The organism is Nitrospiria bacterium (genome assembly GCA_035498035.1).
Taxonomy (GTDB): Bacteria; Nitrospirota; Nitrospiria; order JACQBZ01; family JACQBZ01; genus JACQBZ01.
The window spans coordinates 27498-42110 of sequence record DATKAN010000027.1; the positions used below are offsets into that span (position 1 = coordinate 27498).

Here is a 14613-nt window from a genome sequence, read left to right on the forward strand (position 1 = left end):
ATTGCTATGCTAAAGCTGACCGCGATCGTTCCCGTTTACAATGAAGAACAAAACCTGGAGGACTGTCTTCGGGGTTTGATCTGGGTGGATGAGATCCTCGTGGTGGATTCCTTCAGTCGCGACGGCACGCTTTCCATCGCCCGTCGTTACACCGACCGGATTCTCCAACACGAGTACGTCAATTCCGCCGCGCAGAAAAACTGGACGATTCCGCAGGCCCGGCATGACTGGGTTCTGATCGTGGACGCCGATGAACGGGTGACCGACGCCCTTCGGGACGAGATCCGGCGGGTGCTGGGCGCCGAGGGCGGGCCCCCAGACGACGGATATCGGATCCGGCGCCAGACCTATTTCTGGGGTAAACCGATCCGGTATTGCGGCTGGCAGAACGACCGGGTCCTTCGGCTCTTCAACCGTCACAAGGGCCGATACGAGGAGAAGGAGGTCCACGCGGATGTCGTGATCCAGGGGAAGACGGGGGATCTGAAATCGCCGCTGATTCATTATACCTACCGGGATTTCAAGCAATACTTCGGGAAATTCCATCGTTACACGGAATGGGGGGCGTTGGAGCTGCAGAAGCGCGGAAAGCGGGCTCGATGGTATCATCTCCTGCTGCATCCGGCCTTCCGGTTTCTGCGGATGTATATTTTTCAGCGTGGGTTCCTGGACGGCCTGCACGGTCTGGTGCTCTGCCTGCTGGCGGCCTTCAGCGTTTTCACCAAATATGCCAAGTTATGGGAAATGAACCAAAAAAAATCCTTGTGATCCAGACCGCTTTTCTCGGCGACGTGGTGCTGACCACGCCGCTCCTCCAGGCCCTCCGTGATCGGTTCCCCAAGGCCTATCTCGCCGTTCTCGTTATCCCCGGGACCCGGGATATCCTCGCCGGTCATCCCGGATTGGACGAGGTCCTGGTCTACGACAAGAAAGGCGGGGAGCGCGGCCTTCGCGGCTTTCGATCCATCGTGCGGCGGCTGGCGGAAAAACGCTTCGATGGCTGTCTGCTGCCGCATCGGTCCTTCCGGTCGGCGCTTCTGGCCTTCGCGGCCGGCATACCGATGCGGATCGGGTTTTATCAGTCGCCGGGTTGTTGGCTCTATTCGCGACGCGTCTGGCGGGATTCATCCCGTCATGAAGTTCGCCGAAACCTGCAGCTGTTGGGGCCTCTCTTCCCCGAGCGCTCCGCGGACCGGGCCCTCCCAAACGAGAGACTTTGGGTTGCGTCGGACACGGAGGACCGGGAATGGGCGCGTCGCTTTCTGGCCGAGCAGGGCATCGGTCCGGACGATTCCGTGATCGGAATCGCTCCCGGTTCCGTCTGGGCGACGAAGCGCTGGATCCCGGAAGGTTTCGCGGCCGTGGTCGACGGCCTGGCCGTCACGTACAAACGGAAGGTGGTGCTCCTGGGCTCCCGTGAGGACCGGGTGGTGGTCGATGAGATCATGAAGCGGTGCCGGGAGCACCCGATCGACCTTTCCGGACGAACGACGCTGCGGCAGCTCGCGGCCGTCCTCAAACGTTGCGAACTCTTGGTCACGAACGACAACGGCGCGATGCATGTCGGCGTGGCCCAGGATCTTCCGGTCGTCGCCATATTCGGTTCGACGACCTTGAGTCTCGGCTACGGGCCGTTCACGGATCGGGCCGAGGTGGTGGAACGCTCGCTCGATTGCCGTCCATGCGGTAGACACGGGTATTCGGAATGCCCGCGGGGCCATTTCAACTGCATGAGGAAAATCACGCCCGAAGAAGTGTTGAAGGCGGCGGAGAAAATGATGCAGAAAGCGTCACCGGAATTGTAGGGGCAGCCCTCTTTGCCTGCCCAGTTCTTTCGGGGATATGAGGGCGGACACGGGGGTCCGCCCCCACGGCGATGGAAAGAATCCTTATCATTAAATTAGGCGCGGTCGGCGATGTGATTCATACCCTTCCGGTGCTTGAGACGTTGCGGAATAGTTTCCCTAAGGCCCATATCGGATGGGCCGTGGAGGGGGCCGCCGCACCGGTTCTGAAGGGGAATCCGGCTTTGAGCGAGTTGATTCCGTTGGAACGGAAAAAGCTTCGCGGGGTGTCGGGTCTTGTCTATTTCAGGCGGTGGCTTCGATCGCTCCGGGAAAAAAAATTTGATACGGCACTCGATCCCCACAATTTGTTCAAAAGCGGCGTGATCGCCTACGGCAGCGGGGCGGCCCTCCGGATCGGATTCCAAAAATTCCGGGAGGGTAATTTTCTCTTCACGAATCGCCGGGTCCAGCCCGATCCACGGCATCGGCATGCGGTTGAGAAATATCTCTGCCTGCTCGAACCCCTCGGTATTCAGGAGACCCAATGGGTGGTCCGGTTTCCGTTGGGATGGGGCCCGCAGGATGAAGACCGGATCGGGCGGTTCTGGACGGCGGAGGGGTTCGATCGACCCGGAGTCGAACACGATGGGGTCGTCGCGATCAATCCCGGAGCCAGCTGGCCCAGCAAACGATGGATGCCGGAGCGCTACGCACGGGTCGCGGACCGCTTGGTAAAGGAGCACGGGATTCGAATTCTGATTTTGTGGGGGCCGGACGAGCGGCCCTTGGCCGAACGCATCGCCCGCTCGATGGGCGAGAAGGCCGTGATCGCCCCGGAGACGGATTTAAAACAGCTGACGGCCCTGATCAAGCGTTGCCGGTTGCTCGTCACCGGGGACACGGGACCGCTTCACATCGCCGCGGCCCTGGGGGTTCCGACCGTCTCCCTGTTCGGGCCGTCGGATCCGGATCGCAACGGGCCCTACGGCAGGGACCATGCGGTCGTCCGATCGCCGATCCCCCCCGCCACTCACTGGGAGAAGAAGGAGATCGGGGATCATTGGATGAGCGCGATCCCGGTCGAGGCCGTTCTCGAAGCGGCAAAGAAACGATTGGAACCGTAGGGGCAGGGCTTGCCCGACCCAAACCGGGCTCGGCCGGCGGCGCCCCTCCAAAATTAATGACATTACGCATCCTTCATCTTGATACCGAGCGCACCTGGCGGGGCGGGGAAGCCCAGCTTCTCCATTTGGCCCTGGGGCTGGCGCAGCGGGGCCATTACTGCATCGTGGCGGGTCAGCCCGACAGCCCGCTGCTTTCACGGGCGGCCGGGAAGGGATTAAGGACCGAGGCGGTCGCGATGCCTTCCGAATGGAGTCTGCCGGCCGTTTGGACGCTTTCGGAAATATTGAAACGGGAGAGGATCCAGGTGATCCACATGCATACCTCGCACGCCTGTACCTTGGGGGGGTGGGCCGCGCGCCTGGCCGGGGTACCGGCCCGCATTATCTCCCGGCGGGTGGATTTCTCGGTGCGGTCCAATCCCCTCCGGAAAATGAAATACCAATGGGGGGTGGATCGAATCCTGGCGATTTCGGAAGGCGTCCGAAACGTCCTGTTGGCCGACGGCCTGGATCCGAACCGCATCGAGGTGGTCCGCAGCGGAATCGACCCTCGGCCGTTCGATCCCGACTATCCGCCCGGGGAGGCCCGCCGGGAACTCGGAATCCCGGAGGGGTCTCCCGTGATCGGATGCGTGGCCCATTTCGCGGATCACAAGGGTCACCGTTATTTGATCGAGGCCGCCGTCCGCGTCGCCGCCGCGGTGCCCGACGTGCGCTTCCTCCTGGTCGGTGAGGGGGAACTTCGCCCGGCGATCGAACTTCAGATCAAGGACCTCGGGCTGGAAAGGCACGTCGTGTTAACCGGTTTTCGTAACGATGTGCCGAGGCTGTTGGCGGCGATGGATATCGTCGTATTATCCTCCCATCTGGAAGGACTGGGCACGTCTCTGTTGGACGCGATGGCGATGGCCCGGCCGGTCGTCGCGACTCGGGTGGGCGGGATCCCGGAAATGGTCGAGGACGGCCTGAACGGACGTCTCGTGCCCCCGCGCGATCCGGCGGCGCTGGCGGAGGCCTTGATCATGCTGATCAACCGGCCGGAAGAGCGAAAGCGGCTCGGTCGGGCCGGCCGGACCCGGATGCTTCAAACGTTTTCGGCCGAAGCGATGGTCGCGGCGACGGAGGCGGTCTACCGAAAGGTCCTGGATTCGAAGGGGATCAAAGGCTAGAAGGAAATTTCGATGTGCCGGATGGCCGGATATTGGGATCATCATTATAAAGGTCAATACGAAATGGCCGAGACCGTCATCCGCATGAGGGATACCTTGACTCACGGCGGACCCGATGATGCCGGTCACTGGACCGATCCGGATCGAGGGTTGGCGTTCGGGCACCGCCGCTTGTCCATCATCGATCTTTCGGCCTCGGGCCACCAGCCCATGCGCTTCCGCGAGACGGTTCTCGTCTATAACGGCGAGGTGTACAACTATTCCGAGATTCGGGCGGACCTCGAGCGGGCGGGATACGTCTTCGATTCCGGCTCCGACACCGAGGTGATTCTCAAAGCCTATGATCGCTGGGGGACGGATTGTCTTCAGCGGTTCAGGGGCATGTGGGCCTTTGCGCTCTGGGACGGCCGGACGGAGTCGTTGCTCCTGTGCCGCGACCGGGTCGGCGTCAAACCGCTGTACTGGTATTATAAGGACGGCCTCCTGATTTTTGGGTCCGAGCTGAAGGCGTTTCACAAACATCCCGGTTTCTCGAAAGACCTCGACCGTCGCGCCGCCCAACTCTATTTCCAGTACGGTTATATCCCGGCGCCGCACGCGATTTTCCGGAATGTCCGGAAGGTCCGGCCCGGCCATTTCCTGACGGCGGACCGGACCGGCGCGATTCGGGAAACGGCCTACTGGAACGTCCGGGAGAGCTATGTCCGGGGATTTTCGGAGGAGGGGCGTCGCCGCTGGAATCGGAAAACGGAGAAAGAGATCGAGGATGAGCTGGAGAAGGAGCTGATCGAATCCTTCAAACTTCGCCTGGTTTCGGATGTACCGGTCGGTATATTCCTGAGCGGTGGAATCGACAGCTCGGCCGTGGCGGCCCTGCTTCAGGCCCAGTCGGGACAGCGACTCAAGACCTTTACGATAGGCTTTTACGGAAAAAAGAGCTATGACGAGGCCCCGTGGGCCGGAAAAATCGCCGCTCATCTCGGAACCGACCATGTCGAGCATTATTTCGAGCCGAAGGAAGTGGCCGGGATCCTGGAAAAGGTGCCCCTTCTCTATGACGAACCCTTCGGGGACAGCTCGGCCCTGCCGACGTCTCTGGTCGCGACCGTGGCCCGACGCCACGTGAAGGTGGCCTTGTCGGCCGACGGCGGGGACGAACTCTTTCAGGGCTACCGTTTCTATCGTCAGGCCTTTCCGGCCTGGACGCATCCCCTGATCCGCTGGCTATCCGGCGTCCGCTCGAAACGGATCGTACTGGGGCCGTTCGAAAAGAAATTCCAAGCCGAGCGGGTAACCGCCTTTTATCCTTCCCGTCTTCGCCGGGCGCTCGCCCTCCTCCGGGAGGTGGATTTCCGGGACGGCTGGGACGTTCCGAGCGGGTTGATGTACTGTGATTTCATCGGCTATTTGCCGGACGATATTTTGGTCAAAGTGGACCGGGCCACGATGGGCGTCGCGTTGGAAGGCCGGGAGCCTTTTCTTGACCATCGCTTGGTCGAGTACGTGACCCAGATGCCGGTCGAGTACAAATTTCGGAACGGTGTGGCGAAATATCTCCTGAAAAAGATCCTGTACCGCTATATCCCCGAGCCGCTTCTGCGGCGGCCCAAACACGGTTTCAGCATCCCGCTGGATGATCCGGAATACCGCGGGAAGCTCGAGGCCTTGTTCGATCATTACCTGTCCGAGGAACGGCTGAGGGGAACCGATCTGATCGACACCGGACTCGTCCGAGGGCTTTTAGATCGGTGGAAGGCGGGACGCATCCGCCATGACCGCTTGTGGTACATCCTGTGTTTTCAGATCTGGGCCGATGCGTATCTGTTATAGGGGCTTGCGTCGCCCCCTCCATCCACCTAAGGTGGAATGGAGCCTCCCCCTCACGCTCGCCGTGCTCGCTGGGGGGATTTGCGAATCCGACGGTTCCAACAAATCCTGAATATTTCGGAAGGGGAGAGATTGGTTGAGTTTGAGTTGATCGAAGAGGATAAACCGTTCCGGGATCTGGCACCCGGATGGATCGATCTGCACCGCGCCGCGGTCCATCCCACGCCGTTCATGAGCTGGGAATGGGCGTCGAGCTGGTGGGACTTCTTCGGCTCCGGAAAACTCCACGTCGTTGCATTCCGACGGGGCGGGCGCCTTTCGGGACTCGCTCCGCTCTACCGCTGCGACGGCCCGTGGGGGATGTCGACGCTACGGCAGATCGGGGCGGGACAATCCGATTATCTGGATTTTCTCGTCGGACCCGAAGCCGGCGAAAAGGGGTACGGCGATCTGGTTCTTTCCGTTCTCGCCTCGGGCGACGCCGACCTGGTTTGGCTGGAACAGGTCCCGCCCGACCGCTTGGCGACCCTTCGGGACCGGGGCCGCTCGACCGGATCGTATTTCCAGGTGAAAGAGCGGGGGCATTGCTACATCGCCGAACTTCCGTCGCGGTGGGAGGAGTATCTTTCCGGCCTGGGGAGCAACGAGCGGTATAACATCGGCCGCAGGAGCCGCACCTTGGAAAAGCAACACGGCGTTGTGTTCCATCGCTACGATAAACCGGGAGAGGACCTGGATCGAAAAATGGACGATTTCTTCGATCTGATGATCCGTCGGCTGACGATGCGCGGACGGGTCCTGGCCGCGGACGAGACGGTCTCGCGGGGCTTCCACAAAAGCATCGCACAGCGCTTCGCCGCGCAGGGGTGGCTCAATCTCAGTACGCTGGAGAAGGACGGCCGGATGATCGCCGGCCTGCTTTCGTTTGAATACGGCGGAACGCTTTTCTACTATCATTCCGGCTTCGATCCGGCCTGGGCCAAATTCAGCGTCGGCATGGTTCTGATGGCCAAATGCATCGAGGATGGAATCGGTCGCGGTCTTCGTCAATTCGATTTCATGCGGGGTCGCGCCGCTTATAAGATGAAGTGGAAGGTGAAAGAGCGAAGCTTCTTTCGCGTCGTCATCGCCCGGTCGATGGGCGGCTATCTTAAGTTCCTCGGCCACGGAGTGGCCTCTCGCCTTCAAAAGAATATCGGCCGCTGGGCCGGCGCCCGGGGCGGGGGCCGCGACCGGTCGGAAGCGGTCCCTTCGGCCGTAAGGGGGCCGCGCATATGAGTTCCGATCGGGCCGTCAAATACATCCGTCGTCTGCTCCGACCCCGGAGATGGGTTCGGAATGCCCTGGTGTACTTCTGGCATGCCGACGGAATCCGGAATAAGGCCAAGCTGGTCGGCTATTCCCTGATCCATGTCCTGCGAAAAGGCGGCCTTCAAACCCCTCCGGCATCCGAATGGACAATCCGGCTCAAGGGTCTCGAAATTCATTTTGCTCCGAACCTCGGGGAGTTGATCACCTACAAGGAGATCTTTGTGAGCCGGGTCTATCAACGGCTTCCGGACTTTCGCCCGACGGGATACGCGGTGGTATTCGACGTCGGCGCCAACATCGGATTTTACACGCTTCAGGCAGCGGCGTCGCTGGCCGGGGGAACGATCTACGCCTTTGAACCGAACCCCGAAGCCTATTCGAAGTTGGTGGAAAATGTCGGGGCCAATCGCGCGAAGAATGTTCATCTGTTGCCTTACGCGGTGGGTTCAAAACAGGGCCGGGTTTGGTTGCGACGTGCCGAACGAACGGGCCTGGGTAGCGTGGAGGAGTCGCCCGCGGAGACGGGTAACTCGCGGGTGGAGGTGGAGATGGTCACGCTGGACGGCATGGTCGAGAAGCATTCCGTCACACGAATCGACTTGATGAAGATCGACGTGGAGGGCCACGAGGAAGCCGTGCTGGCGGGAGGGGAGCGGGCGCTCGGCATGACCCGAAGAATCGTGATGGAATACCACGGCCCGGAGATCCTCGAACGCGTCCGGAAATTTCTTCCGGATCGGGGTTTCCGGGAGGTACTGGAATACCGGGGCCATGTCTATTTCGTGAATAGGCGTCCGGTCGGGGGCTGATGAAGATCGCCATGCTCACCAAGCATTTTAACTTCCGGAACGGATCGAGCCGTTCGGTCCATGAGGTGGCGGTTCGACTGACGGCCCGCGGTCACGAGGTCCATATTTTTTGCAACCGGAGGCCGGATTCGTATCCCCCGAGGCCCGTTCTGCGGCATGTTCCGACGCTGCCCCTGGGATCATGGGCCCGGACCTTGACCTTCGATTGGGGATGCCGTCGCAGGATTCATGCCGAACCCTTCGATATCGTCCACGGGCATGGGAACACCATCGAACAGGATGTGGTAACCGTCCGCATCTGCCGCAAGGCCAACCGGGTGGCCCGGGGTCTTTCCCTCTCTCGGTGGGACCCTCATCTTTGGATGGAGTCCCGCCAATTGTCGAATCCAAGGCTCAAACGAATCATTGCCCTATCCGGGATGGTCAAGAAGGACCTTCAGCGTTACTACGGAATCGCATCCGGGAGGATCGTGACCATCCCCAACGGGGTCGACGCGGCCCGTTTCCACCCGAACCTCGGGGCCGTTCACCGCGACCGGGTCCGGACCGCCCTCGGCCTTTCGAAGGAAGATTTTGCGGTCCTGTTCATCGCCTCTGGCAATTATGTCAACCGCGGACTGTTGAACGTCCTTTCGATGGTGAAGCAGCGTCCTTTGAACGGCCTGAAGCTCGTCGTGGCCGGCGGCGACAGGCCGGGACTATTCCGGGACCGCGCCCGGGACCAGGGGATCGAAGAACGGTTGATTTTTTTGCCGTTCACGGACCGGATCGAGGAATTGCACAGCGGGATGGATGCGTTGATTTTTCCGTCCTATTATGACACGTTCGGAAACGTGCCCTTGGAGGCGATGGCCTCCGGACTGCCCGTCATCGTCACGGCCCAGTGCGGGGTGAGCGAGCTGATCACGCACGGTCGGGACGGTCTCATCCTGAAGCATACCGAGGACCTGGACGGCATGGCCGCGGCCCTGGGCGGATTAATGGACGGGGAGCGGCGCGCGCGGATCGGTCGCGCGGCCCGGGTGACGGCGGAGCGCTACAGTTGGGACTCCGTGGCCGAGCGGACGCTGGAAGTCTACTCGGAATTGATCCCGTCCGGGAGGACGACGTGAAGTCCCGCCTCGTCCGACGCATACCGGTTCTACTCTATCACAAGATCGGCGTGGCCCCGAGGGGGGTCCGCAATCCGCGATCCTGGGTCTCTCCGGATCGATTCTCCTGGCAGATGAATTATCTCTCCCGGCGGGGCTGGCGGTGCATCACGCCCGGGGCGCTGGCGGCCCATTACCGGGGAGAGAAGGAGGCCGATTCGAAATCCATCCTGATCACGTTTGATGACGGATCCCGGAGTTGTTACCGGGAGGCGTTTCCGGTGTTGCGTTCTCTGGGAATGACCGCCACGGTCTTCATCGTCTCCGGGCAACTTGGCGGCCGGGCCGTATGGGATCGCAACCCGGATCATCCCGATGACGAGTTGCTGACGATCGGGGAGATCCGCGAACTGGCGCAGGCGGGCTGGTCCATCGGCGCCCATTCCATGACCCATTCCCGCCTTCCCACTTTATCGCGGGAGGAGGCCGACCGGGAAATCAGGGAATCCAAGCGGCGGCTTGAAGAAACGCTTTCAATGCCCATCGGCACCTTTGCCTATCCCTACGGAGCCTTCGCGCCCGAACATGCCGGGCTTGTCCGGAAGGCGGGGTACGAGACCGGGTTCACCACCCATTACCCCGAGCAGGGGCTTTACGCCATCCGGCGGGAAAACATCCACGGGGAGGTTTACGCCCTGCGGTTTCTGTGGCGGTTTCGGCGTGCAAGACGAGGAACATTTCAGAATGGCGAAGCTTAAAATCATCCATCTCTTGGCCAGCTACAAATGGACCGGAGCGGCCGAGGGGGTGGTTACGCTCTGCCGCGATTTGAAAAACCAGGGGCACGATGTCCGTCTTTATTGCACCCCCAATTCACGAAGGTTGCTGGCCGATCCGGCGCTTCAACGGGGTGTGACCCCGGAAGGCGACTTATGGCTGGCGCGAAAACATCCCATTCTGAACGCCTTGGACATCCATCGCTTAAAAGGGATTATAAAACGGGAACGACCGGACATCCTTCATCTTCACCTTTCGGCGGATCACTGGATCGGAGCCCTGGCGGCCCGTTGGGCCGGAGGGACGGCTCGCGTCCTACGGACGATCCATAACGCCCGGACGATCAAACGCCGGCCCTTCCGGTCCTGGCTCTACGAATCCCTGACCGACGGTTTCGTAACGCTGTGCGAGAAAGATCGGGGACAACTGATGCGGGATTATCGGATCGATCCGAAGCCGGTCGCGGTCATTCACGGCGCCGTGGACACGGCACGGTTTCATTCCGACGTGGAGGCGCGCCTGGGCCGCGCGGAATTTGGAATCAAGATGACGACCCCGGTCGTGGGCATGGTGGCCCGGTTCCAGGCGCACCGGCGGCATGAGATCCTGATCGAAGCCTTGGCCCGGCTTCAAAAGCATTTTCCGACGATCCGTCTGCTCCTGGTGGGGCGGGGGGAGCATCAGCCGGCGCTTGAACGAAGCGTCCGGGATAAGGGCCTCGAACGCTGCGTGATCTTCACCGGCTATCGCGACCGAGACCTGCCCCAGATCTATGCCGCCATGGATGTCGCGGTCCTTTTGGCCGTGGGGAACGACGGTTCCTGCCGCGCGGCGCTCGAGGCGATGGCGGTCGGACGGCCGGTCGTCGGTTTCCCGGTGGGGGCCTTGCCGGAGACGATTGTGGAAGGGGTGACGGGGTATCTGGTGGCGGACGGGGATCCGGAAAGGCTCGCGGACTGTCTGGCCGCACTGTTGTCCGATCGTCCGAGAATGCAGGCGATGGGTGAGGCGGCCCGCAAGCGGATCGAGGCCGAATTTACCGAGGCGGCGCGCTTGGAACGAACCGTGGAGTTTTATCGAACGGTGATCGGGAAGCGACAAGGAGATGTTTCTGGCCGAGGTCGATGACAAGGACCTTGCCCCCTACGAGAAGCGGCGGTACGGACCGCCGCGAGCCGGGGATGCCGGAGGAAATCCGATGGAAGGGTTATCCAAGCCGGATCGAGATGATGGGGGAGGAGGAATTTCAATCGGGGGTAAAGGAGATTCCTCATTCGGAATTTACGTCCCCTCGGGAAGGGATTCGTTCCTTGACCCGGTCCGAACGTTCTGATATTGTGAGGAACATGAGCGAGCTGACGACCGACGCATCCCTTCGGAAGATGTGGCGAGCCTTTAAGAACCAGACCCCGGCCCTGACGGCGGTCCTGCATTGGGGATATCCCCGCTTTGTATTCGATGGATGGATCCGTACGCTCAAGGGTCAGGTTCCGGTCTTCACGTTTCACTCGGTCGAACCGGAACCCTTCGAATCCCGCCTCCGGTATCTCCACAGGAACGGATACCGGACCCTGACGGCCGATGAATTGCTGGCCGTTCTCAACCGTGAGGCGCCGGTTCCGGACCGCTCGGTGGTGCTCTCGTTTGACGACGGGTGGGGGAGCCTTAAAACGGTGGCCTACCCCTTGCTCAAACAATACGGGTTTAAAGCCGTCGCCTTTATCGCCCCGGCCCTGATCGGCGATGAAACGGCCGGGTCTGTGAAATCCGATCGGCGCCGATTTTGCACGTGGGCGGAACTCCGGGAAATGCAGCTGAGCGGCGTCGTGGATATCCAGTCACACAGCCTGAATCATCCTCGGGTGTTCATATCCCCCAAGATTGTGGATTTCCATCGTCCAAAAAGAAGCGGGAATCATCCGAAGCTGAACTTCCCCGTGTATCGCGAAAGCGGGCAGGATCGCTGGGATCGACAGGGACGGATCGGGATGCCGATTTACGAGAGCCAATCGATTTTTTCCGGGCGTCACCGGTATTTTGACGATGAGAAACTTCGGGAGATGTGCGTTCAATTTGTGGCCGAACGGGGCGAATCGGAATTTTTTTCAAAGAAGGGCTCCACCCAAACGCTTTTAAAGATCGTCCAGGATTACCGGAATTCAAACATCGACCTCGGGCGCTTTGCGGATTCGGCCGAGACCGATCGGGCCATGATCGAGGAACTCCAAGGATCAAAGCGCCGGATCGAGGAAAAACTGCCCGGGCACCGGGTCCGGCATTTTTGCTACCCCTGGTGGAACGGATGCGAACGGGCCGTGCAACTTTCGAAAGAGACGGGATACGAGGCCAATTTCTGGGGACGATTGGTACGCCGTCCCGCGAACCGTCCCGGGGACGACCCCTTCCATATCGTTCGCCTGCGGGATTATTATATCTTCCGCCTGCCCGGAGAGGGCCGGAAATCGTTGCGGTCCGTGGCCTCGGAACGTTCCGAAATGTAAGGCGCCCGAACCGCCGAATCGTCTCAAAGCCGTCATGAAAACCTTGCGAATCCTACAGATCAATTCCGGTACCGGCTGGAGCGGAAGCCACCATCAGGTCTATCTCCTGAGCCGGGGGCTGGCCGAGCGGGGCCACGAGGTGACCGTCGTTTGCGAGGCCGACAGCCATCTGATGGAAAAGGCCCGGGCGGCCGGCCTGAGGACCATCCCGCTGCGGATGCGCGGCCAGTGGGACTTAAAAGCCGTCCGGGGGCTAAGGCGATGGATCAAAGAGCTGCGGATCGAGATCATCAACACGCACAAACCGCTGCCCCATACCCTTGCGGTACTGGCCGCGATAGGGTCCGGGCCGCCCGTGGTGGCGACGCGACGGGTTTCGTTCCCGCTTCGGCGGCATCTCTTTTTGAAATGGAAATGGGATTGGGCCGTGGCCGCACTCATCGCGGTCTCGAAAGGGGTCGCGGAAGGTCTGATCGACTCGGGGATTTCTCCGAAAAAAGTGGTCACGATCTACAGTGCCGTGGATCTCGAACGATTTCATCCGGACGTTTCGGGGGCGGACATCCGGAGGGAATTCGGTCTTTCGCCGGATGCGCCGGTGGTCGGGCAAGTGGCCGATCTTCGTCCCTATAAAGGATACGAAGTGCTCCTGGAAGCGGCGCCGCTTGTATTAAAGCGGATGCCGGACGTTCATTTCTTTTGCATCGGAAGGAAAAGCCCGGAAGACTACGACGGCCTGGCCCGACGGATCGACCGCCTGGGAATTTCCAAGAATGTCACCTTCACCGGTTTCAGAAAAGATGTGGAGGCCTTCTACGCGACCATGGCCGTCTGCGTCAACTGCACCACGGTGGCGGAGGGGCTCCCGGGTTCGCTGCGCGAGGCGCTGGCGATGCGGGTGCCGGTGATCGGTTCGGACGTGAAGGGGAATCGGGAGTTGGTGATTCCGGATCGGACAGGCGAGTTGGTTCCGCCGAGGGATCCCCAAGCGCTGGCCGAGGCGATCCTGGCTCTGTTGAGAGACCCGGCCCGCCGGTCCAAGATGGGGCTTGAAGGGCGTCGATGGATGGAGGCCGAGTTTTCGGTCCGGACGATGGTGGACCGGACGGAGGCGCTTTATTTGAAGCTGATCGAGGGATCCTGACTGTGGGGGGTTGATCGGCCGGCGGACGCGATCATGAGGATGATCGATATGAGGCGGGAGGCGTTCCGGGAAAAACGAGGTTGAGGGTTTCGGGAACGATCGTCAACCGGGCCGGGGCGGTGCCGACGGCCTCGCCGTCGGCCTGAAGCGGGACCGGACTTTCGATTTCGACCGACCTTCCGTGGTGGAATTCCACGTCCTTCATCCGATGGTGCAGTCCCGCGATCACGCCCAGCGTGTATTTCATATAGGTCAGGGGACCCCGTCCTTTAAAAAGGCAGAGGACCAGCTCCGGCCGGTCCAGTCGGACATGGGGCACGATGGCAAAGGGACCGCCGTAACAACGGGCCTTGGCGGTGATTCCCGACGTGCCCTTCACCTCACGCCCATCGACGCGGAACGTGACGGTGGAATAGTCGTAGCGGAACAATTGGATGATTCCGGCCGCCATGTAGGCCAACATGCCCAGTTTCTTCGGGCCGGGCGGAACGCTCCGGACGATGCTCGCGTCGAATCCCGCGCCGACCATGAGAATGAAAAGGCGCTGGTTTGGCGAAGCCGGATGGAGCCTCCCCCTCCCGCTCGCGTTGCTCGCCGGGCCGATCTGTCCCAAATAAATCGGACGGACCACGCCGTTACGGATCGCCGTGGCGGCCTTGATCGGGTTTGTCGGCAGTCCCACTTCACGAATGAGGCTGTTCCCGGTTCCCATCGGGAGGATTCCGAGCGGAACGGCGGAGCCCCGCATCCCGTTGATTACCTCGTGATAGGTTCCGTCCCCGCCGGCGGCCAGGATCAGATCGTGCGCGCCGGAGGACAACATTCTCGCCAGACGTTCACCGTCGCCGGCGCGGCCGGTCGGGTGGACGGTGAGATCGGGAAAGAGTGTCTTCAGATGGTCGATCAGCTGCCGCGACTTCCTTCGCCTCCATACCGGACCGGCAACCGGGTTCAAAATCAGTGTCGGCTTTTTTGCCATCATCGTAGAGGCTCGCTCCATATCAACGAGCGGCCATCTTAGCACAAGAAAACGGGTTTGAGAAGCGGGCCGCCCCGGTCTCTCCGGCTTGCTA

Annotated in this window: 13 protein-coding genes; 12 read left to right on the top strand and 1 reads right to left on the bottom strand. The window is 61.1% G+C overall.

What is annotated here, in order from left to right; genetic code table 11:
• Nucleotides 1-6: 6 nt before the first annotated feature.
• The 12 genes from VMN77_06415 to VMN77_06470 all read left to right on the top strand — a co-directional run bounded on the left by VMN77_06415 (nt 7) and on the right by VMN77_06470 (nt 13540).
• Entirely contained in the window at nt 7-768 is a 762-nt protein-coding gene (locus VMN77_06415) for a glycosyltransferase family 2 protein (protein ID HTN43413.1), read from the top strand.
• Nucleotides 738-1805, top strand: coding sequence for a lipopolysaccharide heptosyltransferase II (gene waaF / locus VMN77_06420; protein ID HTN43414.1), 1068 nt, complete (start codon nt 738-740; stop codon nt 1803-1805). Before VMN77_06415 ends, waaF begins: the two co-directional genes overlap by 31 nt.
• Nucleotides 1806-1876: 71 nt before the next feature.
• Nucleotides 1877-2911, top strand: a complete 1035-nt coding sequence (locus VMN77_06425; GenBank protein HTN43415.1) for a glycosyltransferase family 9 protein — start codon at nt 1877-1879, stop codon at nt 2909-2911.
• A 56-nt stretch (nt 2912-2967) separates the two neighbouring features.
• Nucleotides 2968-4080: a glycosyltransferase gene (locus tag VMN77_06430; GenBank protein HTN43416.1), complete on the top strand. Its 1113-nt coding sequence runs from the start codon at nt 2968-2970 to the stop codon at nt 4078-4080.
• 21 nt (nt 4081-4101) lie between these two features.
• Entirely contained in the window at nt 4102-5910 is a 1809-nt protein-coding gene (gene asnB / locus VMN77_06435; GenBank protein ID HTN43417.1) for an asparagine synthase (glutamine-hydrolyzing), read from the top strand.
• A 129-nt stretch (nt 5911-6039) separates the two neighbouring features.
• Entirely contained in the window at nt 6040-7185 is a 1146-nt protein-coding gene (locus VMN77_06440; protein ID HTN43418.1) for a GNAT family N-acetyltransferase, read from the top strand.
• A complete protein-coding gene (locus VMN77_06445; GenBank protein HTN43419.1) occupies nt 7182-8027 on the top strand; it encodes an FkbM family methyltransferase in 846 nt (281 codons plus the stop codon). Before VMN77_06440 ends, VMN77_06445 begins: the two co-directional genes overlap by 4 nt.
• Nucleotides 8027-9139: a glycosyltransferase family 4 protein gene (locus VMN77_06450; protein HTN43420.1), complete on the top strand. Its 1113-nt coding sequence runs from the start codon at nt 8027-8029 to the stop codon at nt 9137-9139. The genes VMN77_06445 and VMN77_06450 overlap by 1 nt, the downstream gene beginning before the upstream one ends.
• Nucleotides 9136-9876 carry a polysaccharide deacetylase family protein gene (locus VMN77_06455; GenBank protein ID HTN43421.1) on the top strand — a complete coding sequence of 247 codons (741 nt, stop codon included), beginning with the start codon at nt 9136-9138 and terminating at the stop codon, nt 9874-9876. Before VMN77_06450 ends, VMN77_06455 begins: the two co-directional genes overlap by 4 nt.
• Complete coding sequence (locus VMN77_06460) at nt 9863-11023, top strand: glycosyltransferase family 4 protein (GenBank protein HTN43422.1); 1161 nt, start codon at nt 9863-9865, stop codon at nt 11021-11023. The genes VMN77_06455 and VMN77_06460 overlap by 14 nt, the downstream gene beginning before the upstream one ends.
• Entirely contained in the window at nt 11020-12396 is a 1377-nt protein-coding gene (locus VMN77_06465; GenBank protein HTN43423.1) for a polysaccharide deacetylase family protein, read from the top strand. The genes VMN77_06460 and VMN77_06465 overlap by 4 nt, the downstream gene beginning before the upstream one ends.
• A 34-nt stretch (nt 12397-12430) precedes the next feature.
• Nucleotides 12431-13540, top strand: a complete 1110-nt coding sequence (locus VMN77_06470; GenBank protein HTN43424.1) for a glycosyltransferase family 4 protein — start codon at nt 12431-12433, stop codon at nt 13538-13540.
• Between the two features lie 31 nt (nt 13541-13571).
• On the opposite strand, the gene VMN77_06475 is transcribed toward VMN77_06470, so the two are convergent.
• Nucleotides 13572-14522: a diacylglycerol kinase family protein gene (locus tag VMN77_06475; GenBank protein ID HTN43425.1), complete on the bottom strand. Its 951-nt coding sequence runs from the start codon at nt 14520-14522 to the stop codon at nt 13572-13574.
• Nucleotides 14523-14613 lie beyond the last annotated feature (91 nt).